This is a genomic window from Alphaproteobacteria bacterium, assembly GCA_016699305.1.
Classification (GTDB): domain Bacteria; phylum Pseudomonadota; class Alphaproteobacteria.
On record CP064970.1, the window covers coordinates 372735 to 395728 of the forward strand.

At 56.3% G+C, this 22994-nt stretch carries 16 protein-coding genes; 7 read left to right on the forward strand and 9 right to left on the reverse strand.

The window, feature by feature from the left end:
• Nucleotides 1-19: 19 nt before the first annotated feature.
• Together rpoD and IPI58_01745 are read left to right on the forward strand one after the other, a co-directional pair.
• Nucleotides 20-2275 (forward strand): RNA polymerase sigma factor RpoD, encoded by a 2256-nt coding sequence (rpoD, locus tag IPI58_01740; GenBank protein QQR69426.1) that lies wholly within the window; start codon nucleotides 20-22, stop codon nucleotides 2273-2275.
• 104 nt (nucleotides 2276-2379) lie between these two features.
• A complete protein-coding gene (locus IPI58_01745; protein QQR69427.1) occupies nucleotides 2380-3072 on the forward strand; it encodes a hypothetical protein in 693 nt (230 codons plus the stop codon).
• Between the two features lie 350 nt (nucleotides 3073-3422).
• On the opposite strand, the gene tadA (IPI58_01750) is transcribed toward IPI58_01745, so the two are convergent.
• From tadA (IPI58_01750) to IPI58_01765, 4 genes are all read right to left on the reverse strand, one after another.
• Nucleotides 3423-4394, reverse strand: a complete 972-nt coding sequence (tadA, locus tag IPI58_01750) for a Flp pilus assembly complex ATPase component TadA (GenBank protein QQR69428.1) — start codon at nucleotides 4392-4394, stop codon at nucleotides 3423-3425.
• Nucleotides 4395-4516: 122 nt separating this feature from the next.
• On the reverse strand, nucleotides 4517-5947 hold the full coding sequence (gene tadA / locus IPI58_01755) for a Flp pilus assembly complex ATPase component TadA (GenBank protein QQR69429.1): 1431 nt from the start codon (nucleotides 5945-5947) through the stop codon (nucleotides 4517-4519).
• Nucleotides 5948-6384: 437 nt separating this feature from the next.
• On the reverse strand, nucleotides 6385-7080 hold the full coding sequence (locus tag IPI58_01760; GenBank protein ID QQR69430.1) for a hypothetical protein: 696 nt from the start codon (nucleotides 7078-7080) through the stop codon (nucleotides 6385-6387).
• An 88-nt stretch (nucleotides 7081-7168) separates the two neighbouring features.
• The gene (locus IPI58_01765; GenBank protein ID QQR69431.1) at nucleotides 7169-7963 is read right to left on the reverse strand and encodes an exodeoxyribonuclease III; all 795 of its coding nucleotides are present in this window, start codon (nucleotides 7961-7963) and stop codon (nucleotides 7169-7171) included.
• Between the two features lie 95 nt (nucleotides 7964-8058).
• On the opposite strand from IPI58_01765, the gene IPI58_01770 reads away from it, so the two are divergent.
• Entirely contained in the window at nucleotides 8059-8934 is an 876-nt protein-coding gene (locus tag IPI58_01770) for a folate-binding protein YgfZ (GenBank protein ID QQR69432.1), read from the forward strand.
• Between the two features lie 157 nt (nucleotides 8935-9091).
• Here the strand turns inward: IPI58_01770 and IPI58_01775 are convergent, their stop codons facing one another.
• On the reverse strand, nucleotides 9092-10738 hold the full coding sequence (locus IPI58_01775; GenBank protein QQR69998.1) for a CTP synthase: 1647 nt from the start codon (nucleotides 10736-10738) through the stop codon (nucleotides 9092-9094).
• A 32-nt stretch (nucleotides 10739-10770) separates the two neighbouring features.
• The gene (gene secG, locus IPI58_01780; protein QQR69999.1) at nucleotides 10771-11154 is read right to left on the reverse strand and encodes a preprotein translocase subunit SecG; all 384 of its coding nucleotides are present in this window, start codon (nucleotides 11152-11154) and stop codon (nucleotides 10771-10773) included.
• A 796-nt stretch (nucleotides 11155-11950) separates the two neighbouring features.
• On the opposite strand from secG, the gene IPI58_01785 reads away from it, so the two are divergent.
• A complete protein-coding gene (locus tag IPI58_01785; GenBank protein QQR69433.1) occupies nucleotides 11951-13780 on the forward strand; it encodes a cobaltochelatase subunit CobT in 1830 nt (609 codons plus the stop codon).
• Here the strand turns inward: IPI58_01785 and IPI58_01790 are convergent.
• The 3 genes from IPI58_01790 to IPI58_01800 all read right to left on the reverse strand — a co-directional run bounded on the left by IPI58_01790 (nucleotide 13771) and on the right by IPI58_01800 (nucleotide 16973).
• Nucleotides 13771-14550, reverse strand: a complete 780-nt coding sequence (locus IPI58_01790) for a nucleotide exchange factor GrpE (GenBank protein ID QQR69434.1) — start codon at nucleotides 14548-14550, stop codon at nucleotides 13771-13773. The two genes, IPI58_01785 and IPI58_01790, sit on opposite strands and share 10 nt — an antisense overlap.
• The gene (hrcA, locus tag IPI58_01795) at nucleotides 14547-15638 is read right to left on the reverse strand and encodes a heat-inducible transcriptional repressor HrcA (protein QQR69435.1); all 1092 of its coding nucleotides are present in this window, start codon (nucleotides 15636-15638) and stop codon (nucleotides 14547-14549) included. Before hrcA ends, IPI58_01790 begins: the two co-directional genes overlap by 4 nt.
• A gap of 672 nt (nucleotides 15639-16310) precedes the next feature.
• On the reverse strand, nucleotides 16311-16973 hold the full coding sequence (locus tag IPI58_01800; GenBank protein ID QQR69436.1) for a response regulator transcription factor: 663 nt from the start codon (nucleotides 16971-16973) through the stop codon (nucleotides 16311-16313).
• Nucleotides 16974-17053: 80 nt separating this feature from the next.
• Here IPI58_01800 and IPI58_01805 point away from each other — a divergent pair, with 80 nt between their 5' ends.
• The 3 genes from IPI58_01805 (at nucleotide 17054) to IPI58_01815 (ending at nucleotide 22892) form a co-directional block, all read left to right on the forward strand.
• Nucleotides 17054-18130: a hypothetical protein gene (locus IPI58_01805; GenBank protein ID QQR69437.1), complete on the forward strand. Its 1077-nt coding sequence runs from the start codon at nucleotides 17054-17056 to the stop codon at nucleotides 18128-18130.
• A gap of 234 nt (nucleotides 18131-18364) precedes the next feature.
• Nucleotides 18365-21871 (forward strand): hypothetical protein, encoded by a 3507-nt coding sequence (locus tag IPI58_01810; GenBank protein ID QQR69438.1) that lies wholly within the window; start codon nucleotides 18365-18367, stop codon nucleotides 21869-21871.
• A 172-nt stretch (nucleotides 21872-22043) separates the two neighbouring features.
• On the forward strand, nucleotides 22044-22892 hold the full coding sequence (locus IPI58_01815) for a hypothetical protein (protein ID QQR69439.1): 849 nt from the start codon (nucleotides 22044-22046) through the stop codon (nucleotides 22890-22892).
• Nucleotides 22893-22994 lie beyond the last annotated feature (102 nt).

Here is a 22994-nt window from a genome sequence, read left to right on the forward strand (position 1 = left end):
GCGAGGGGAGCCGACGCATATGGCCAAGACATCCGCGGGCAAGGGCGCAGCTAACAAGCCCAAGGCTGCCATCAAAGGCAAGACCGAGATCAAGGCCAAGAAAAAGCCTGTCGTCGCGGCCACGGCGACCAAGGCCGCCGCGAAGGGTAAAACCACCACTCCTGCTCCAGCCAAAAAGACTGTGCCTGCCGCGAAAAAAATTGTCACTGCCGTGCCGGAAACACGCAAGCAAGCGACGACCCCTGTCTTGAAGTCGGTGGATGACGCGCACAAGCGCTCGGCACCGACTGCCGCCATACCTGAACCGCAAGACGCCTCACCTGAAACCGATCGTCCCGTTCTGGATGCCGCTTCCGCAGAGGCCATCAAAAAACTGATCCATAAGGGCAAGGATCGCGGCTATGTGACCATCGCTGAATTGAACGCCGTTTTGCCGCCCGATCAAGTCTCCTCGGAACAGATTGAAGACACGTTGTCCTCTTTGTCTGAGATGGGCATCAACGTCATCGAGGAAGGCGACGAGCCAGCCACAGACGGAGAAGAGGCAGAGACCGAAAGCGGCGGCAACGTGGACGATGCTGAGGCCAGCCGCACCGACGATCCCGTACGCTTGTATTTGCGCGAAATGGGCACGGTGGAGCTGCTGTCCCGCCAGGGCGAAATTGCCATTGCTAAGCGCATCGAGGCTGGTCAGGAGATGATGATCAGCGGCCTTTGCGAATCGCCGCTGACTATTCAGGCCATATTGGGATGGTACGAGGCCCTGAACGAGGGCAAGATTCTTCTGCGCGACGTGATTGATCTTGACGCCACTTATGGCGGTGGACCAGGTGTCCAGGGGGCTGAAGGCGAGCGCGCGGCCTTGCCCGAAGGTGCCTTGATCGAATCGCCAGACGCCGCGGTGGAAGAACCCGAAGTTGGGGAAGAGGCCGTTGGAGGTTTCGACGAAGAGGAAAACATCTCCTTGACCGCGATGGAGCAAAAACTGCGCCCTCAGGTCATGGATACCTTCGCCAATATCGCCATCACCTATGCAAAAATGTTTCGTCTGAACGCAAACCGGCACACATTGTTGCAGCAGAAAAAGCCGGTGCCGCCTACGCATGAGAAGAAGGTCCAATCGACCAAGGCGGAATTGGTAGACTTGGTGCGTACGGTGCGTTTGAATACCAATCGCACCGAGCAATTGGTAGATCAGCTGTACGGATTGAACCGCCGCTTGGTCAATCTGGAAGGCCGTCTGCTGCGCATGGCGCAAACATGCAAGATCACGCGCGAAGATTTTCTAGTCCGCTATATGGGGCACGAATTGGACCGCAACTGGCTGTCCGAAATGTTCGAAGCGCCCAAAGCCGCCAAGGAATCCGGTAAAACCGGCAAAGCGGTCAGCAAGACGGATATCAAGGCATGGACCGGCTTCATCGAACGACACGGACCGGAGATCGACCGCGTGCGCGCCGAGATCGCCGTGATCTGCGACGAGGCCGTTCTGCCCTTGTCCGAGTTCCGCCGCATCGTCAATACCGTGCAAAGCGGCGAGCGTGAAGCCACTCGCGCGAAAAAGGAAATGATCGAGGCCAATCTGCGCCTGGTGATTTCCATCGCCAAGAAATACACCAATCGCGGCTTGCAGTTTTTGGATTTGATCCAAGAAGGCAATATCGGTCTGATGAAGGCCGTGGACAAATTCGAATATCGCCGTGGCTATAAATTCTCGACCTATGCCACATGGTGGATTCGCCAGGCCATCACCCGTTCGATCGCCGATCAGGCGCGCACCATCCGCATCCCGGTGCATATGATCGAGACAATCAACAAACTGGTCCGCACCAGCCGCCAGATGCTGCACGAGATTGGCCGCGAGCCGACTCCCGAAGAGCTGGCCGAAAAACTGATGATGCCGCTGGACAAGGTTCGCAAGGTGATGAAGATCGCCAAGGAACCGATCAGTCTGGAAACCCCCATCGGCGACGAGGAAGACAGCTCGCTGGGCGACTTCATCGAGGACAAGAATGCCCTGCAGCCGGTGGAAGCTGCCATTCAAAGCAATCTGCGCGACACCATGACCCGCATCCTGGCCACGCTAACCCCGCGCGAAGAGCGCGTGTTGCGCATGCGCTTTGGCATCGGCATGAATACCGATCACACTTTGGAAGAAGTCGGCCAGCAGTTCAGCGTGACCCGCGAACGCATCCGCCAGATCGAGGCCAAGGCCCTGCGCAAACTGAAGCACCCTTCCCGTTCGCGCAAGCTGAGAAGCTTTTTGGATACTTGACAAGTAGGCACTGTTGACCGAGAGCAATGTGCATATATCGCCCCCCCCCGCGCTGGGTATCGGCGTCTGAATCAGGTATAGCCATCGGGCCGATCCTGTGGGTGGTGGCGATTCTGGCTGGCTTAGCCGCTGCCATTGCGGCGGCGTCGGGTTCGTTCAATGGCGATATCTCTGCCGTCAAAGCCAAGGCCCAAGCAACGGCCATTCTCGGTTATGTCAATGAATTGCAAATCGGCGTGGATAGAGTGATGTCGCGCTGTCCAGATACGGAAATCAGTCTTGCCAATTCCGTTGACCCTGAATATCCAGAAAATCCCCTCGCCCCTTCTGATAAGTCCTGCCATGTCTTTGATGTGAATGGCGGCGGTGTTCTATTCAAAGAACCACCACCAGATGTTAATTTAACCGCAGTCTCGCTAGAGGCAAGAAACTACGCTATCAATACACAGCATAATATACGCATACTGGGAAGGACTTTTGGTTATAGCGGTGTTTTAGACGATACAGGCAGAGACCTCGTTATTTTCTTGCCAGGACTAACCAGGGAACTATGTCTAAAAATAAATGAAATGGTAGGTGTAACGATAGAGAGCGGAGATGCGCCGATTCATGCGAATGATCTTTGGTGTTTCAAAGAATTAGATTATTGGACTAATGGTACCCACGGCCTACATTTTGGGTGTGGTCCTGGGCCGAATTGGAACAAGCTAACTTGCTGTACGAAATTAGCTATAAGCAACGACTCTCGAATCCCAGCGGGGTCTTATGTTCTTTACCACGCTCTGCATGTCAGATAGGGCGTCTTGTCCATCGCCTCTGCCCGGCTCCCTCGTTGCTTCGCCAAACCGTCTTTTGACTTTTGGGTTTTAACGGACCGTGGATGGTCCGGATGCCCCTGCCCTAGCTTTTCCCCTACAGGCCATTGCAACAGAGTGATAACGAGGGTTTCTGGCTGGCGCTGCCTGAATGAAATTGCGAGAGTGTTATTGGTGTAGGCAACTGTGTTGCACCATTTTATTCTGCCCATCTTGTCCTAGGCCTGTTTTACATACATCAAGACGTATGTCGCGAGATCAACCAAAGGCTTGGGGCTCCGATGCCTGCGAATGACGCAGCCTATCAAGATAGCGGGGTCTGTCTCCTGTGCTTACCCGTGCGGCGATTGGTTTTTCCGGCTGGCCATGGTGTTGAGGCGAGCGATTTGCATGTCGATATAGGTATTGATCATACCCACTTTTTGCTCGCGAATCAGATTGCGCACGGGATCGCCGTTATTAGCCTCTTCGGTGATCACATAACGTAAAAAGGGGCCGCTGGGGCCTAGGGTCTGGTGCAAGGCACCGGTCAGTCCGGCGGCAAGCATCGCTTCGGCACCCCGGCCCATGCTTTGCTCGGCCAAATGCATCAGGCCCATCAGACTTTCTTCGATCGAGCCGGCATGAATGGTGGTCAGCACCAAATGCCCCGTGGTGGCGGCGCGTAAGATCTGCTCGGCGGCGCGCGGCGAACGCACCTCGCCCACCATCATAAAGCGCGGCGTCCAGCGCAAAGCCAGCTTCAGCGGCGTGGCCCAATCTTCGTTATCAACTTGGACCTGATAGCAATATCCGTTATCACCGCATGGCCCTTCAAGCGCGTATTCCACCGGATCTTCGACCGTGATGGCAACGCCGCCCAGGCGCGTCAGATAGTCCTTGAGCAACGAGAAGCAGGTGGTCGTTTTACCGTGTCCTGTGGCTCCCGAAAGGATGATAAGTCCATCGCGGCGGCCCAATTGGCGCAAATAAGTGGTGATATGCTCGGCAAAAGACAATGACTCCATCGTCGGGATGTTTTCCTTGATCCGGCGCAAAATGGCCCAGCGTTCGCCTTTTGAGGTCATCTGATGAGACACGCGAAACCGCATGCCGTCATAGGCAAACGCCATATCGGCTTTTTCCAAATTGCTATGCGCCAGGGTCTGCGTCAGAGCGAGGCAGTCGCCATGAAATTCCTCGGGCAAGGGCCTGGTCCATAAATTGGACATATCGCGCGCCAATGGACGATAACGCGGCTCACCAGGCTGGTCCAACCGGATGTAGATGTCCATGAATTTCAGTTCGCGCAGCGGCATGCCCATGAGATGTCCCTTTCCTGGCCAAACACGGCAGTTCTTTGCCTGTCATTGGACAAGAAAGGCATTAACAAAAATTGAACAGCGGCAGTACCGGGTTAGATTCCGATGAAGAGCACATTTTGTTGCTATGTGGTTTGATGTCCGGCGGCGATGCGGGCAGCGATACGATCCGTGTAACTGACCACAGCCCCTAATTTACCCTCGCGAATGACCGCGCGGATGGGATCGCCGGTATTGCCCTCTTCCGTCACCAGGAACTTCGCATGCAACCCCTGGGGCAAAAGTTGTTGAAATATAATGGCGGTCAGGCTGTTGGCAAAAATTGTCTCCACCCCCTTGCCCATGGCTTGCTCGGCCAGGAACAGGATTCCCGACAGCGCCTCTTGAATTGAACCGGCATGGACGGTGGTAATCACCAAGTGGCCCGTGGTGGCAGCGCGCAACAATTCCTCGGCCGCGCGCGGCGTCCGAATTTCACCAACCAAGATATATTGTGGAGACCAACGCAATGACCGCTTGATATATTCGGCCCAGTCCTCTTCGCCACGGATCTCGGACTGAAAGCAATAGCCGCTGCTGCCGTGATGGCCTTGCAGGTTGTATTCGACAGGGTCTTCAACGGTAAAGCCAATGCCCCCATATTGAATCAGATATTCGCGCAACAGACTGACCGCCGTTGTGGTCTTGCCGTTGCAAGTAGGGCCAGCCACAAGAACCAAGCCATCGCGCCTACCTAAATTCATCAGATGCGGCAGTAGGTTTGGATCAAGACCCAGCTTATCGGGATGCAGAATCGTATTGTTGATCCGGCGCATACACACCCAATGCTCACCATCGGCCATGGTCTGGCTGGAGGCACGGAAACGCATCCCCTTATATTCCACCGCCGCCTCTGGTTCTTGCGACAGGCGCGCCTTGACCATGATCAAAAGATCATGCATTTCTGCCAGCACTGGCGCAGACAATCCCTTGCCCATACCCGGTAAGCATCCCGTATGACGTGCATTCGAAGATGAAGCCGCATGGCTTTCCGCATATTGGCGACGGAATTTGATGAGATAACGGATATCGCCGCTTTCATCGAGTCTAAGATACAGATCGGTGAACGGCACGGATTCAAGCGACATAAAGGCGGCGCTGCCCGACACATGAGAAAGCGGCGCCGCAGGCACCACCGGTTTATGAGCCGCATTCCCCGATGGCGAGTGTTCCGCCGTATGTGGCATTGAGGCCGATATGGATTCCAGCGATGTCAAAGCTGCAGCTCCCGACTCGTGAGAAGGTGTTGCCCGAGGAATCTTGGAATTATGCCTCGAATGGACAGAGGGGTCGGACGTCACAGAAGCCTTGATCGGATGTGACGCTGGGATGGTCGCCGACTTGACAAGGGCTGGTTGAGATTGATCTCCAGCCGCACGCCTGATGCCCGAGAACCAGCCTTTGCCTTCTTTCTTGCCATTGGCCTGGCTCAGCGGCAGCGATGGGCCACTGACGATATGGGCGACATTTTCGCCATTTACTGCCGGTCCACGCGCCGATGTCTCATATCCGTTCATTTTAGCTTCTCTAACGTCTGGGGTCATATTCAATTCGTTATGCTGAGCGCTATCATGCCGGACAGACGCGACATTAACAATCGTTTCATGTTCGTGCTCATTATTCTGGGCTTGTTTTTTAGATACGGATAAATCTTCACAGTCAATCTGGACGCCACCTTCATCCGTGATTTCTGTTGGCACAAGCAATGTGTCATCGGGCTTGATAAAAAGCGGCATAGTCGGCGATCTCCTCCTTCCTCGCATTCCACTGGTAGTCGAGGTCCCCCAACCTCATGCTCGCGATAAGATTAGCATCTATATGTAAATTTTTTTGTTATTTATATAGAACATTCCGAAATGCTCGAAAAAATTCTTCTATAACGTTTCGAAGAACCGGGGTTTAGAGGGCGCGGGGGGCTTGTCGCCGATATCTGGCACCTTGAGCCATAGAAGCCTTACGGCCCAGCACATACAGGACTAATTATTTTGCGCACCAACGACCCGGCTTGGCGCGGCAGATCTTGGCTTCCTGGATCCAAATTGTCTTGGCATGTTCGGACCACTTTTAGCTTGGTTTCGTTTTCTATGCTTTCATAGCAGTAAGGCCCCGTCTTAAGACCACCATCCTTAAGCCCCACAGAGATGGTATCTAACGTGTGGGGATTCCTAAAACGGATATGGCCATTATGGCTGGAAAAATTGACCTGCCCGTTATATGTCAGACTCGTGAGGTACTCTAGAGGGAGGGCGTTTCCAGCATGGAGATGACTCTCGATGAACTTTGTCTCTCTATCGATCGGCAGAAAGACCCCCTGAAACGGTAGAACTGAGCAAACCGCATCCCGTCTCCCGCTTTTTTCCGCGCAAACATAGTGTTGTTCATGATTGTAATAAATGCGCAGCGTGCCCGCACCTTTCCCGCCGCTGAGAACATAGCTTCTCGTGGCCAAATTGCCGCTAAAGATGACCTGCTGACTCTTGCAAATCGACGCCATGACTTCGTGCATGGCGTCATATGTCTCACCCGGGCCAAGCTTCTGGTATCCGAAATAACCCAATGCGCTCAAGGCAACAGCCCCAGTCAGCCCAACCAATGTGATTTTCAGGGCGCGGCTTGGCATTTTTCTCGGTGCGCGGGGCGGCTTGTCCATGTCTGTTCCTTTGGCGTTGTACACAGACATGCAACATACGTATACGCAATAGATGCGCAAGCGGAGTCTTATGTATCTGAACGCATTTTTAATCAAAATCCACCGTCACGGGCACATGATCGCTGGGCTGGTCCCAACCGCGCACGGGCTTGAGTATATCGGCGGCACGCACCGATGATGCCAAGCTTGGGCTGGTCCATATATGGTCCAGGCGGCGGCCTCGGTCCGATGCGGCCCAATCATGGGCGCGATAGCTCCACCAGGAAAACAGCTTTTGCGGCGGCGGATGGTGACGGCGCACCACATCCACCCAATCCAGGCTTTTGCGCAGGCGTTCCATGGCGGCCACTTCGACGGGGGTGTGCGAGACCACGCCCAGCATCTGCCGATGCGACCAAACATCCTCGGGCAACGGCGCGATATTGAGATCGCCGACCATCACGATACGCTGTGTGTGGGCATGATTGGCCTGGCCTTCCCACCATGAGCTAAGCTCCGCCATGAATTGCAGTTTATGCGCGAATTTTTCATTGGTCGCCGCATCGGGAATATCGCCGCCTGCAGGGACATAGACGCAGTGAATGTCTGTGCCGTCTTGCAGCATTGCGCTGATATGGCGGCAATCGGTCTTGTTCGCCCAGTCATGATGCAAAATAGAGTTCAAAGGATGAAGGGATAAAATGGCCACGCCGTTATATCCCTTCATGCCCCGAATGGCGTGATGGACATAACCGCGCTGCTGCAAAGGCTCCAGGGGAAAAAATTCGTCGGGCGTCTTTGTTTCTTGCAGACAGACGATATCGGGCCGCTCTTTCTCGACCAGGCGCAGCAATAGCGGTAAACGTAACCGCACAGAGTTGATGTTCCAGGTCAGCAAGCGCATCAAGGGTCATCCATGTCAGAAGGGGCGGAAAGGCGTGATGCGCCCATGCTATAACGGTGCGCGGTGCCAGAGGGCAAGAGGGAGAGATGAACGCCATGACCGAATCGACCGCATGGGCGGCCCTGCCACAACGTGGGATTTTGTCCGTGTCGGGACCGCAGGCCAAGGATTTTTTGCAAGGCTTGGTCAGTCAAGACGTCACGCTGGCCAGTCCCGCGCAGATGATCCACGCCGCTTTGCTGAGCCCCCAAGGCCGCTTTCGCCACGAGATGTTCGTGATCGAAGGCGCGTCGGGCGAATATTGGTTAGAGACCGTGCGGGATGATATCCCGGCCCTGATCGCTCTGCTGCAGCAATATCGTTTGCGTGCGCAGGTCACGTTCAAGGATATCAGCGACGCATGGGGCGTGGCTTGGGCCGATGGCGCGACGGCATGTGCAGCGCATGACAAAATCTTTATGGATCCTCGCTTGCCCGCTTTGGGATGGCGAGCTTTCTTGCCGCGCCCGATGATAGAGGACTGTCAAGACGGCACGGATGCCTATCGCAAACACCGCCTAGGCTTGGGCGTCGCCGATGCTCAGTACGACGCGAAACGAGACCATGATTTGCTAAGCGACCTTAATTTCGACCTGCTTCATGGCATCAGCTGGACCAAGGGCTGCTATATCGGCCAAGAAGTCACCGCCCGCATGCATCATCGACGACTGGTCAAGAAGCGCCTGTTCCCCGTGCATTGGCAGGGACAGGAAATCATATGGGGTAGCCCGGTTCATGGTTCAGACGACAAGCCCTGCGGCGAGATGCGCAGCTGTTTTTTGGAGCAAGGCCAATGGCAAGGACTGGCTTTACTGGATATGATGGTGGTTGCCGAACATGTACAGATGGCTCCGTCTTTATATGGTTCCCTGGGCCAAACTTTATATATGGCCTGGCCTTCTTGGATGCCTATTTCCTGCGTCGCTTCATAGTTGATTGTCCATAGCCCCCGCTCTCTGAGTTCTCGACAGAGAAAAGGTTGTGCCCATGGCAGCGTGCTTCCAAGGCTTATCTGTCATCCATGATATTCTCTCTCGGCTTGGCTCTGTTTGTTGAGTCCGTTAAGAGACAACCACGACCATCTGCTGCTCATACCAACCGGCTTTGCTTGGTCGCTGCCGCTATGAAGCTGACGAACAAGGGATGAGGAGCAAAAGGGCGGGATTTCAGTTCGGGGTGGAACTGCACGCCGATGAACCAAGGATGGTTGGGAATCTCGACAATTTCAGGCAAAAGGCCGTCGGGCGATAGGCCGGAAAACACCAGGCCTTTTTCCTCTAACTGCTTCATGTATGTGGCATTGACTTCATAGCGGTGGCGGTGGCGTTCGCTGATCGTGCTCGCGCCGCCATAAATCTCCTGCACGCGGCTGCCAGGCTTCAGCTGCGCCTGATACGCGCCAAGGCGCATAGTGCCGCCCAAATCACCGCCGCCGCGGCGGATTTCCAATTGTCCCTCGCGCATCCATTCGGTCATCAAGGCCACCACCGGATGCTCTTGGGGAGCGAATTCGGTGGAGCTTGCCTTTTCCAGGCCCAGCAGATTGCGCGCGGCTTCGATCACGGCCATTTGCATGCCAAAGCAGATTCCAAAATACGGCACGCTGCGCTCACGCGCGAAACGCGCGGCCATGATCTTGCCTTCGGTGCCGCGTTCGCCAAAGCCGCCGGGCACCAGAATGCCGTGGACATCGGATAAATGCGACGACACATCGCTGGCCTCGAACACCTCGGATTCGATCCAACGCACCTTGACGCGCACGTTATTGGCGATGCCACCATGCATCAACGCCTCGTGCAACGATTTATAACTGTCCAGCATGGCCGTGTATTTGCCCGCGATGGCGATGGTGATTTCATCTTCGGGATGCTGAATGCGATTCACGATATCGTGCCATTTGGACAAATCGGGCACGTCTTGCGTCGGCAATCTAAAACAATTCAGCACGGCGCGGTCCAGGCCGTGTTGATGATAGTTCAGTGGCACCTGATAAATGCTATCGGCGGTCAAGGCCTCGATCACCTTGTCGGGACCGACATTGCAAAACAGGGCGATCTTGCGCAATTCGGCGTCCGGGATGGGGCGTTCGCTGCGGCACAGCAAGATATCGGGTTGAATCCCGACGCTCAGCAATTCCTTGACTGAATGCTGCGTGGGTTTGGTCTTTAACTCGCCCGCCGTGGCGATCCAGGGCAGTAACGTGACATGCAGATATATCGCACGGTCACGCCCCAGCTCGTTGCCAAGCTGGCGGATGGCTTCCAGGAAAGGCAGGCTTTCGATATCGCCCACCGTGCCGCCGATCTCGCACAACACGAAATCCTCGTCCTGCAAATCGGCCAACACGAATTCCTTGATGGCGTCGGTGACGTGCGGAATCACCTGAACCGTCGCGCCCAGATAATCGCCGCGCCGTTCACGCGCGATGACGCCCGAATAGATTCGCCCGGTGGTCACATTGTCGGATTTGGTGGCGTTGACGCCGGTAAACCGCTCGTAATGGCCAAGGTCCAGATCGGCCTCGGCCCCGTCATCGGTCACAAAGACCTCGCCATGCTGGATCGGGCTCATCGTGCCGGGATCGACGTTCAGATAGGGATCCAGCTTACGCAGGCGAACCTTATAGCCGCGCGCCTGCAGCAAGGCTCCCAAGGAAGCCGAAGCCAATCCCTTCCCCAATGAAGAGACAACACCGCCCGTGATAAACACAAAGCGCGGTTTGCTGGATTCGGCCATGGCCATCACAGTCACCTATGAAAAAGGCGTGGTTACCGGGAAAGCGGAACGTCAGGAGCTATGGGCTGAGCCGGAGTCGGCGCAGGGGTTTCAGGCGGAGTTTCAATCTTGACCGCCGGATTCGCAGTCGGAACCGGAGCCTGGCTGACCGGCAAGATCAACTTGTCCGCCACGTTGCGGCTCTCATGCCGTGTCTGTCCAGCCAATATGGCCAGCAGAACGCTCGTCAGCATGAAGAGCCCCGCGACGATTGCCGTGACACGGGTCAGGAAATTGGCGCTGCCGCGCGCGGTCATTAAACCGCCCATCGTGCCACCGCCAATGCCAAGGCCGCCGCCTTCCGAGCGTTGCACCAGGATGACGCCGATCAAGACCAGCGCCAAAAGGATATGAATGACCAACAACACGGTTTGCATGTTCTGTCCTCGCCGATCGCAATCGATTCCGAATTCGCCGCTCATGTTATGGCAAATCCTTGGCCAATGCGGAAGGATTGTTTTGTTCACAGGACTGGATGCATTTTTATGGAGGAAACTATTTTTTTCGTAACAGATGCGACCTATTTGCGCGATACTAACGGAAGGCGTGAGAGACCGAAGTTAACCGATAAGGGGGGAATACGAAGATGAAATATGCAACGAGAATTTGTACAATCGCGGGAGCGGCAATTTTGGCAGGATGCTCTACCTTAGACAGAATCGGGACCATTGCTAAGACTGAGAGAAGTACCACAGCGAATGTCATTGTTGCGAATTATGGTTCTAACGGCAAAGCCGTCTTATGCCAGGAACATATGGCTGAGTTGCGCGAAATGGGGGGCTCTGTTGCCGTTATATTCCGAGAAATGACGGATCCAACCGTCAAATGTCCGCGTGAATTGACAAGCTATAAAACAGCCGTCCAGCAACCGGATTGCGTTGCGTATTCAGCACCGAATTCAAACACAAATCGTCCCATGACTATGAATGAGAATGGTGCGCTTCTGGTATGTGTGGCAAAAAAATCTATCAAGGGCTTCACTAGCAGACCTGTTGGCGAGCAGGAGAGGACTGGGGAAAGACCACGACAAGGCTTCGGAGAAAGGTTCCGAAGACTCTTCGATTTTAACTAGAAACACTCGGTTCCCAAATAAGCCGGCCAAGTTTCATACGCTTGGCCGGCTTTTTCTTTGACCGGCTGACACCAGGGGGCTAAGCGCGATATAAAAACAGCATGACCATTCCCGCAACCAAGCCTAAGTCGCATGAGAACGAAACCGATCAGCGCCAGGCATTGGCGGCGGCGGTGCGGGCCTTGGCGGAATTGCCGGAGCAGCGGCCTCTATTCGTCCCGGCATTGTCGGATTGGCCCAGTTCCTTGCTGGAGCAATTGGCCCTGCCCGGCGAGGAAAGACAGGCGGATTGGCGCGGCCAAGCGGATATGGCGGCCTTATGCATGAAGCATCACGACGCCGCCTTGCATCAGGGCTTGGCCCCTACCCAGGGCAGAGTGCTGTTCGACCGCCTGGAAGAGGCCCGATGTGCGGCGTTGGGCGCTTCGTTATTTCCCGGTGTGGCGCGTAATCTGTCCGTCCTGCTGGAAGGTCGCTGCCAACGCCATGGCCGAGAGCAGGCCAAGGGGCCGATGGACGCGCCCTTAGAGGAAAGCCTGCCCTTGCAGGTCTATGAAACGTTATATGGCCATGCCTTGCCGCCTGCCGCGCATCGCAGCGCGCAGCTTTGGCAAAGCTTTGTGGACGAACGCGCCCCCGATATTCTGCCGCAACTGGCGCGACTGATTCACGACCAATCGGCTTATGCCCGCGCCTCGATCGATCTGATGCGCCACGTGTTAGAGGATTTTCAAGAACCGGACGACACCAAGGCGGGACAGAATCCTCAGCCCCAAACCGCGCCGGACAGCGACTCACCCGACGATAATAAGAGCGAATCCACCGACGATTCCAGCGCGGCATCAGACGATGCCCCGCCCGGCGAGTCCCTGCCCGCCCCTGTGCATCCGGACCAGGACCAACCCGAACCCGCCCAGGACATGCCCGAAGGCGAGATGTCACCCGCAGGCCCAAGCCCCAAGGGACAGGATGGACCGATTCCAGCAGGCGGATACCACGCCTTCACCCGTGAATTCGATTGCATTGCACGCGCCGAGACGTTGTGTCCGGCTGATGAATTGGATCGTCTGCGCGCCCAGCTGGATGAACGCGGCCGCGCCTATCAACCTTTGGCCGCGCGTTTGGCCGGACGGTTGCAGCGACTGCTCTTGGCTCAAAATCAGCGTTCCTACGAATATGACCGCGAAGAAGGCATGTTGGACAGCGCGCGTCTGGCGCGGATCGTCACCAGTCCCGCCTCGCCGCTTGTGTATAAATGGGAAAAGATGACCTCGTTTCCCGATACCCTCGTCAGCCTGTTGATCGACAACTCGGGGTCCATGCGCGGACGACCTATCCTCATCGCGGCTTTATGCGCCGATATTCTGGCGCGGACATTGGAACGCTGCGGGGTTGGCACGGAGATATTGGGCTTTACCACCCGCGAATGGAAAGGCGGCAAATCGCGCGCCGCCTGGATCGAACAGGGCAAGCCGCCCGCGCCGGGACGGCTGAACGATCTTTTGCATATCATCTATAAAACAGCCGACCAACCTTGGCGACGGACTCGCCGGAATATGGGGTTGATGCTGCGCGAAGGAATGCTGAAAGAAAACGTGGATGGCGAGGCGCTGTTATGGGCGCGTGATCGTCTCTTGGCGCGTCCTCAGCAACGACGCATTTTGATGGTCATATCCGACGGCGCGCCGGTGGACGATTCGACCTTGGCCGCCAATGGCGCGGGGTATTTGGATTCGCATTTGCGCGCGGCGGTCTCAAGCGTGGAATCCACACCCGGCCTGGAGCTGACAGCCATCGGCATCGGCCACGACGTCACCCGCACCTATCGCCGCGCCGCCTATATCGATGATGTCCACCAATTGGGAGATGCGATGATGGGGCAGCTGAGCGTGTTGTTTGCACGCCCAACTGCTCGCCACCGTCAGGTTTGAATGTCGATCTTACGCGCGCCGCCATGGCCGGTGGAGTCGTGATCATCTCCCTCAGTCGCACCAGGCCCATAGGGACTGCCGCTCGGCGGACGCGGATTGTGGGATTCTCGGGCAGATGGTTGCTCGGGGATAGGTTCCGCCTCGATAATCGGTGCAGAAGACGACGACTCCCGTCCATCGCCTTGGGCCACGCAGACCAGTGCTTCACGCAATAGCCGGTCGTGAATCATGTAACCGCATTGCATCACCGCCACCACGGTGCCCGAAGGCTTGCCGGTCCCTGGCACCTCGGCCATGGCGCTGTGGCTATGCGCGTCAAAGGGCTGATCCAGGGGATCGAAACGTTTGATGCCAAATTGTCCAAACACCGAGAGCAATTGACGTTCGGTCGCCTCAATACCCTCGATGATGGTGGCGACGACGCCCTGCTGTTCGCGCGTTTCAGGCGGAATGGCGGCGAGGGCGCGTCCCAGATTGTCGGCGACGGCCAACAGATCCTTAGCGAACTTGCCGACCGCGTATTTGGCCGTATCCTCGCGCTCACGCTGGGCGCGGCGGCGCGTACCCTCGGCATCGGCCAGATAGCGCAGCGCCTTGTCCTTTGCTTCGGACAGCTCTGCTTCCAACTCAGCCACACGTTTCTTGAGAGAGTCGACGGTGTTTTCCACAGACATCTCTTGAACGGTCTCTCCTGACTTGGAGTCTTGGCTGTCGGCTTCCGATGAGGATTCCTCGGGAGCGTTCATATCTTGTCGATCTTTGTTCGTCATGCCTGTTGAAAACCCTTTCCTGTTTTTTCCCCGCCCATCTTGGACATTGGCGGCGGCGCAATCAAGCGTCCCAGCAATTGCGCCGTGTAATCCACCATTGGCACGATCCGGGCATAGTTCATGCGCGTGGGACCGATGACGCCGACGGCACCGATGATTCTTTCCTGGCTGTCCAGATAGGGCGAAACCACCAAAGAACAACCCGTACCTGCGAAGGCCGCATTTTCCGCGCCCACGAATATCTGCACGCCCTCGGCATCCTTGGTTAATTCAATCAATCGCGTCATGGATTCGCGCATTTCCAAGGCCTCGAACAAGCGACCGATACGATCCAAATCGCCCAAAGCCTCGACATCCTTCAGCAGCTGCGAACGGCCACGCACAATCAAGCGGCGGTTCTCGCCTTGGCCCAACCATATCGCCAAACCTTGCTGCACTACTCGCGCGGCCAATTCGTCCAATTGCGCCTGATGGGCCATGATTTCGCCTTCGATCGCCGCGCGCGTCTCGTCCAGCGTGCGGCCCGCCAAGCGCGTCGTTAGGAAATTGCCCGCCATCGTCAACGAGGAAGACGGAATTCCTAATGGTACTTCCATGACACGGTTTTCGACCATGCCATCTTCCGTCACCAGAACCACCATGGCCCGGCCTGGTCCCAGATGCACAAAATCAATCTGCCGCAGGGGCCGGTCAATCTTGGGTGCCAGCACCAGACCCGCGCAAGAAGACAGGCCAGAAATCACCTCGCCCGCCTGCTCCAGCATTCGATCAAAATGTCCCCCGACGGATGCAAAGCGATCTTCAAGGTCGCGCTGCTCATCCTCGCCCAGCGCCCCGATTTCTAGAATACCATGAACAAACAGGCTCAATCCCGCCTCGGTCGGCAAGCGTCCCGCCGAGCTGTGCGGAGCTTGCAACAAGCCCATTTCTTCCAGATCCGCCATCACATTGCGCAACGTGGCGGGCGAAAGGGTAGATCCCAGACGTCGCGCCAAGCTACGCGAGCCAATCGGCCCGCCCGTTTCGAGATAGGCATCAATTACTGCCCGCAACACATCGCGCGAACGTTGATTTAGTTCCTCAATCATATTCGGCAATGTAGGGAGCCGTTGCTGCTGTGACAACCACGACAATAGGCTTGATTAATATGCGACTCTTTGTCACAGAGGCAGCTACATAAATTTGTGTGTACAATGAAGATGATAGGGATTTTTTTCCTATTCTTGTCTCGTAAGTCAAAAAAGGGGGTGCCATGATTATGGTGCTCGTACCTCATACAGCTTCTCCTGCTCAAAGCATCATGAGCAACGATGATCTTGCAGCCGCTGAAACTCTTGGCCATCTCTTGAGCGCGCATGTTATTTTCGTCCGTACGGATAGCGCGAGGCTTGATGACATGCATGGTTCACGTCGAGAGCAGGCTCTACGCTCCTGGATTGTCAGTCATTATCCCAGCCTAGCCGCTCGGCTCAATGCCATCCATTGGGCGGATATACAGGCGTGCATGCATGCAGCGCTTGGCGAAGGGGGCGCGGCTGTGTTGTTGTCTTCGTCGCATGAATACCCTTTGGTCTGTCTAATCGAAGCCAAACCGACTGGAGAAGAGGATTGCACACCGCCTACGATGGCGCATCGGCGCTTAACGACCTTGGCACGCGCTTTGAACAGTAAGGATGTCGTCTTTATGCGGCGCACGATAGGATCCACGCAGCCCAATATGAATATCCATTTGTTCCAGAAAACCATGTGGTGTCGTTCTCTCAGTCTTCCTGAACGCCGGACAGGCGGTACTGGCCGTCCATATCCCTTAGCAACAATCCTTCCCCCAATTTACGCCGCAATCGATAGACATGCGAAGCCAGAGTGTGGCTGGTGACACCTGGCTGATATCCCCAGACCTCGGTCAGCAGGTCCCGAGCCGTCATGCCAGCCTTCTTCGACTGAGACAATTTCAGCAATAATTCCAGTTCTTTCTGTGTCAATTTTTGTCGACCACCTCCAGTATGGACAAGCTGGCGCCCTCTTTTGTCCACACGCCATGGACCGATGCGCCATTCACCAGGGCTTCGCGTGGACTCGGGCAGGCCTACATCCCGCACCAGATGAGCGATCGCTTCAGGGAAACGCACAGGGGGAGTCAAAACGCGCATTCTATCGTCCAAGGCTTGACGGCGTTTGCGTCCCAAGGCCAACAGTAGAATGGGGCCTGAAAAACCTTCTTGACGCCATTGGCGGCAGATTTCCCAGCCATCCATCGCTGCATGAACTGAATCGACCACCACAGCCGCCACAGCCTTTGAAGAAGGCGGAGCATCCGGTGAAACGGTGACCGCCACGCATCCTTCGCGGCGCAGGCATGCCACGATAATCGGTTCCATATCGCTATCTGCTTGAACCACAAGAATCTTGCGCGATGCGCTCACGTCCACAACCTCATTCTCATTCCTCATTGTAGATAGTTTTCTGGCACGGCGTTTGCACATCAGGCAAGGGGGGCACCAAAATGACTGATACAACATCAAACGTTTCCGAAATATCTACACGCCGAGATTGGTCGGTCGCGGCCCCCGGTGGCTACGCCGAATCAGGTGGCCCACCACAAAACGTTGTGGATTTTACATTTAAAGATGCAATCGATACGATCAACCCGTTGCATCATATCCCTGTCGTCAGCTCGCTATATCGCGGCTTGACCGGGGATAGCATCAGCGGACCGGCACGCAGCCTGGGCGATATGCTCTATGGCGGACCGATCGCGGCGGTGACAGGGGCCATAGCTTCATTGATCGAGGATGTCACGGGTAAGGAACCGGGCGCACATGCCATCGCCATGCTAACCGGCCAAGAAGGACCGATTGCAGATCTTCTGGCCCCAGGACAAGGTGACGGCGCGGTTGATTCGAAAGATCCGGCTGCAACACCTACCGCCCCTATTATGGTGGCCGCCTTGAGCATGCCCGACACGCCACCTCAATCTGTTGATAGCGAGCCGCCGTCCGAAGTGCTTTCAGCGGTTGAGCCTGCATTGGTCGAGCCGGCTATCTCGTCCGATGTCCTAGCAAACGAGGATGCAGAAGCCTCCCAAGCCGATGACGATGGGCCTGCTATCACAGATGAGGTGGAGTCAGGAGCGGCAGAGCAGAGCGACGAATTAGAACAATATGACAACAATGAAACCCATCCACCTGTCTCCACATCGCCGACACCCGAAACAACCGCGGCTAAAAATCCCTCTCACTTGGCCTATGGAGGCGTAATCGCACCCGCAGCCATGCCTGAGATGGTGACTGCCCCGAGGCAATCTGCCTTGGCCCTGTCTTCAGCCGCACGCAATATGCCCAGCACGTCATTTCATCCTCTGACACTCAGTAACCCTATTCAAAAGCCAATTGCTTTGACACCACAACAAGTTCAAAGCGTGCAATCCCATACCGAACCAGCCAAGCAGACACAAAATCGTGGCAGTGATCCACTGCCACCCGCTTTAATTCATGATATGATGATGTTAAACCTTCAGAAATACAGTCAGATGCAAGGAGCGGGCCTGCCATCCCCCGTTTTTGGTGGTGGAGACGGATAAGAAATTTAGCGTAATAATATACAATCCAAGACCTTCCGCATAAGGCTTGCCGAAACGACACGGAGCTTCCATACTGCCGGAACTGTGTGGATGCAAAAGAGTCTTGGTTAACAGGGCTAAGCTTGCATACAGTGTCGGCACCTGGTCGGGATACGTCTTTTGATTCGCTTTCAAGACGCAACTGACCGAGGCGGTGACTTTTGTAACTCATGGCAATAACGACGGTTCTGGCCAATGTCCGACAAAGACACTCAACACATCCACAAACCCGCTCAGATGGGCGACTGGTTGACGACCGCTGTATGGATAACCGGCCTGGCCGCTTTCCTTGGCTTGGCCGTTGTCACGGCGCAGGTCAAGTCAGAGTACGACCGCTTGGCAGTGGCGCCGGTGGCCAGTGCCACCGCAGCGGCCTTGCCGCCTGAGATGGAAGAGATCCGCCAGTCTTTGGGATATAGCGGTTTTTCGGGCGCTATGACTCGCTTCTTACGCGATCGCAAGCCCGAACAACAAATGGAAATGCGTCAGTCTCTGGACAAGGCTTTGGCCTCATTGGATCGTCTGCGCGCCAAGGCCGCCGGTCAAGAAGCCCGCGCGATGGAAGCCGAATTACGCGCTTTGATGGGGCCGTTTCAACAGATCGAGGAAACCGCCGCACGCGCCGTGACCAATAGCGACGTGACGTTTTCGGCCGGTACCGCCCTGCCCGCTTTGATGACCTTGCCGTTGATCGAAAACCGTTTGACACAGGCGCAAAACCTGATGGCCGGAGGTCAACAAAAGTCGACCGAAATCACGTGGCGTCAGGATCTTAGCCGCCTGAACCAACGATTATTCTTTCTGGCCGCTATCGGTTTGGGATTGGGACTCGTCCTGGCCGGATCATTGGCCTGGGCGGTACGACGTCAGTTCCTGTCGCCCTTGAATTCCTTAGCCCGCAGCCTGATCGGTCTTGAAAAAGGCCAATTGGATCGCCCGGTATGGGGGACCGAGGGCGAGGGCGAAATGGGAGAATTGGCGCGCCTTTTGGAGCGTCTGCGCCAACGCTTTGCTTCGGTTCCCGATGTCACCCTTCCCGAGGAGAAGGACCAAGAAGGCCTCCCCCTGCAGCTACGGTTTGAAGGCAAGGCGGCGGCGGTGTTTTCATCGTTGACCGACGAAATGTCGCGCGCCGTCGATTCCTTACAAGGTACCGAGCGCAAATTGATCGAAATGGTCGAACAAGAACGCAGCGGCTTCCAAGACGCCTCGCGTCATTGGCAAACTCAAAACGACTCCTTGTTGGTCCTGGCCGACCATATGCGCAATCAGATGGCGCAAACCGCCGACCGTCTCACCATGACTGAGATGAGCTTGCGCGAGATGCGCGACACAATCGTGGCGGATTTGGCAGGCTTGTCTGTCAGCCTGCGCGACCAGACGCAGCAGATGGGCATCACCGCCCAGCGTAGCGGCGAGGATTTGCGCGACTTCCTGGGCCGCGTAGAATTGGCCACCACCCAATCCTTGAACGATCTGCAAATATCCCTGCGCGAAGCCGTCGATGGGGCCAGCCGCTCCGCGCGTCAAGAAGGCGAAGGATTCCGTTCGACCGTGCAGGCTTTGGAGTCGGATATTTCCCAGACACTGCATCAATTGACCGACCGTTTGGAGGTCGAGGCCGCCTTGCGCATGCGTACCTTAAACGAGGAAAACGATTCGCTTCGCGCCGCCATGGCCGATCTGCGCGATACCTCGCTGGGCCAGGTGAAGGAATTGGCCGGTGACCTTTCTAATGAAATGCGCCAGATGCTTACAGACACACGCCGCGAAGGTGAAATCTCGCGTGAGGCGTTGCAGTCATGGCAGCAGGCTTTGGCAGAGCGCACTCAGGGACTGGCCGAGCAGCTTAGCTACCGTATGCAGGAATTGCAGGACAACGCCACGACCCACTTTCAGGCTCTGCGCGATTCCGCCACACAGCATATGGATGTGACCCAATCCGGCCTGACCGAGCAGGCGCGCCGTTTGGAGATGACCGCCCAGACGGGCCAGGAGATACTGGACAGAGGATTAAACGATCTACGCCAGTCTGTTACGGGCATTATCGGTCAAATTGCAAACGAGATGACCGGCGAATCCGCGCGTATGTGGCAGCGTCTGGAACAAGAGGCCATCTCGTCACGCGACGCTTCGGAAGGCTGGCGTCAGTCTGTCAGCGGAGAGATCCAAGCGACGCAGCGCATGATGATCGACGCCTTACGCCAGACCCAGGATAACTTCGTCAACGAGATCAACACGTCCTGGTCCGGCGCACAGCGCGGCCAAGTCGATCTGCGCGAGGCCTTGGCCGAGATCCACGGCGTGGTATCGACTGGCCTTGTCGAGGTCAAATCGGTTTTGGGTCAGCATATGGAAGGCGTACAGTCTTTGGCCGAGCGCGAAAGCAGCGTGACCGCCGAATCCTTGCGCGGTTGGCGCGACGCCTTGGATGTCGGCATGTCGGCTCTGCGCGACAATGTGGTCGCGCATATGCAAACGCTGGGCGATTTGGCCGGACAAGGGCAAGACCGCGTGTCGCATGCCGTTGGCGAACTGCAAGACGCATTCAACGACGCTTGGCAGCGTTTTGAGACTCAGCTGAACGAACGCACAGGAACGGTGACGGAAATCGTCCGCCTAACGGCCAACGAGACGCAAGACGCCCTGCGCGGCTTGCTGAACATCAATCGCAATCTGGGTCGCGCCAGCGAAGACGCGCAGTCCCTGGTGGCCAAATACGACGCCGGATTGCAGCGCAGCGTGGGCCGCATGGAAGCCGTGGTGCTGACCATGGAGAACGAGAGCGGCTCGGCTCGCCAAGCGGCCATATCGGCGCATCAGCAGGCGGAAACCACCTTGGCCTTACTGCAACAGGCGCAAGAAGCCATGCGCGATCTGTTGACGGGCCTGGCACGGCGCGTCAGCGAAACCGTGAATGTGACCCAGGACCTACGCCAAGCCACCAATCGCTTGACCGAACAGGGCCAACGCACCGCCGAAGAATTCTCGATGACACTGGCCGATATGCGCCAGCAGACCGGCGAAATCCAAGGTCGCTTGGTCGAGGCCCAGAGCCTGGTCGGCACGGCCAGCAGTTCGCTTCGTTCGGCCGAAGGCGAATTCGTCGCCGCCACCGCCGAGATGCGTTCGCGCCGCGACGTGTTGGACAATCTGGTTCTGGAATTGCGCCAATCGCTGCAAGGTGCCTTCGACTCAAGCCTGCAAAAGGAAGAAGACTGGCGTTTGATGATGAACCGCGTATCGGGCAATCTGGAATCCACCATCCGCGAAGTGATGAGCGAGATCGGGCAGCAGATCGCGCAGACGCAGCATCAATTCGGCATGCTGACCCAGCAGGTGGAACGTTTGTCGGATCAGACAGACTCGGCTTCGCAGCACACGATGCGCGTGATTACCTCTCTGTCGCAACAGGGCCAGCAGGCCATCTCCACCACGGGCGAGATCGAACGCCGCCTGGAGATGATGACCAGCCGTCTGGACAACGCCGCCAAGGACAACACGCAAAGCATCTCGCGCATGAGCGAGGATGTGGTGATGCGCGTCGCGACGCTGCAATCGTCGCTCAACGGCACGTTGGAGCGTCTGGCCATCCTCGGCCAATTGACCTCCACATTGGGCGCCGTGGCCGGTCAGCTGGGGCAGTTGGTGCCCGTTTTGTCCGCTCTGCCCTTAGTGGACAACGAAGCCCGCCGCGCGTAAACGCCTATCTTCCTGATAAGATGGATCACGGCTCGGCCTTCTTGGCTAAACGGGAGCGCATCTCGCGTCGATTGATCAAATTTTCAACAAATCCTCGGCATAATCAGCCGGATATCAATCATGGCCGTTTTATCATCCGATATAGCCCGATCTTGGGCAGAGGTGATGTGCCATGGTCGAACACAACAAACGAATTACCGAGATATCCTACAATAAGGACGGCTTTCGATCGAACCTGGCCGCCAAAAAAGGCGTCTATTACCTCGAGTTCGATCATGGGTTGGTCGATCGCGCCAAGATCACCGGTCATCCCGAGAGCGACCCCGCGCCGTTCTTCCCCAGGGCCTTTTTGCGTCTGGACCAGGGGTATGATGCCCCCGAGAAGGCGCAAGAAGTGGCCTCACTCGTGGAAAATCTGTTCCACGAGCATAGAAAGGATGTCTTTCCTAACGAAAAGGCTTCCTTGCGGCGCGGCGGCATGTTCCACGATGCCGAACAAGCGCGGCTGACCATAAAATCCCTTGCTGACTTCGCGCAGGCCGAGGGGCCACAGGCGATGGTAACGGCGATCGCCACCGGCCTTGGAATCCCTGTTCAGGAAATGTCACCCACAGACGCCAAACCCGCTTTGGACCCCGGACAGGAATGGGGCGGCAGAACATGGGCAAAAATGGAATCCGTGATTAAACTCGGCGACTCGCATTTCATGTGTGTATCCGCGCCCTATGGCGCGCCTGAGGTGCATTTTGTAAACAAACTGGGCGACGCGAAAGAATCGTACGCTTTCGCTTCTGCCATGGAGCCCGAGGAACTAAAAAAAGGAATCTCAAGTTTCGTCAATCATGCCTGCGATGGCGTCAAGCTGGGACGCAACGCCACGGCCCTAAGAGAAACGCTACTACAAGAGGGATTGTCACAACACAGGCTGTGCCGCCCACAAACAGAAGCCCCGCAGCGCCATGCCGAAAAGCCCCGCATGACACATGCGGCCTATGGACAGGTGCAGCTTAGGTGTGGATGAAGAATCTTCCGGTAAAAGCACGGAAGTCCTGGAACGCCCATTATACTGCAACAACGCCCTAGGCTCGAGCAGGCATGATGCTAAGCGGGCTGTTTAAGGAAT

Bases quoted from the DNA above. Each gene is read 5' to 3' on its own strand.
- rpoD (QQR69426.1), top strand. From the start codon at position 20: ATGGCCAAGACATCCGCGGGCAAGGGCGCAGCTAACAAGCCCAAGGCT.
- tadA (QQR69428.1), bottom strand. From the start codon at position 4,394: ATGGGCATGCCGCTGCGCGAACTGAAATTCATGGACATCTACATCCGG.
- tadA (QQR69429.1), bottom strand. From the start codon at position 5,947: ATGAACGGATATGAGACATCGGCGCGTGGACCGGCAGTAAATGGCGAA.
- IPI58_01760 (QQR69430.1), bottom strand. From the start codon at position 7,080: ATGGACAAGCCGCCCCGCGCACCGAGAAAAATGCCAAGCCGCGCCCTG.
- IPI58_01765 (QQR69431.1), bottom strand. From the start codon at position 7,963: ATGCGCTTGCTGACCTGGAACATCAACTCTGTGCGGTTACGTTTACCG.
- IPI58_01770 (QQR69432.1), top strand. From the start codon at position 8,059: ATGACCGAATCGACCGCATGGGCGGCCCTGCCACAACGTGGGATTTTG.
- IPI58_01775 (QQR69998.1), bottom strand. From the start codon at position 10,738: ATGGCCGAATCCAGCAAACCGCGCTTTGTGTTTATCACGGGCGGTGTT.
- secG (QQR69999.1), bottom strand. From the start codon at position 11,154: ATGCAAACCGTGTTGTTGGTCATTCATATCCTTTTGGCGCTGGTCTTG.
- IPI58_01785 (QQR69433.1), top strand. From the start codon at position 11,951: ATGACCATTCCCGCAACCAAGCCTAAGTCGCATGAGAACGAAACCGAT.
- IPI58_01790 (QQR69434.1), bottom strand. From the start codon at position 14,550: ATGACGAACAAAGATCGACAAGATATGAACGCTCCCGAGGAATCCTCA.
- hrcA (QQR69435.1), bottom strand. From the start codon at position 15,638: ATGATTGAGGAACTAAATCAACGTTCGCGCGATGTGTTGCGGGCAGTA.
- IPI58_01805 (QQR69437.1), top strand. From the start codon at position 17,054: ATGACTGATACAACATCAAACGTTTCCGAAATATCTACACGCCGAGAT.
- IPI58_01810 (QQR69438.1), top strand. From the start codon at position 18,365: ATGTCCGACAAAGACACTCAACACATCCACAAACCCGCTCAGATGGGC.
- IPI58_01815 (QQR69439.1), top strand. From the start codon at position 22,044: ATGGTCGAACACAACAAACGAATTACCGAGATATCCTACAATAAGGAC.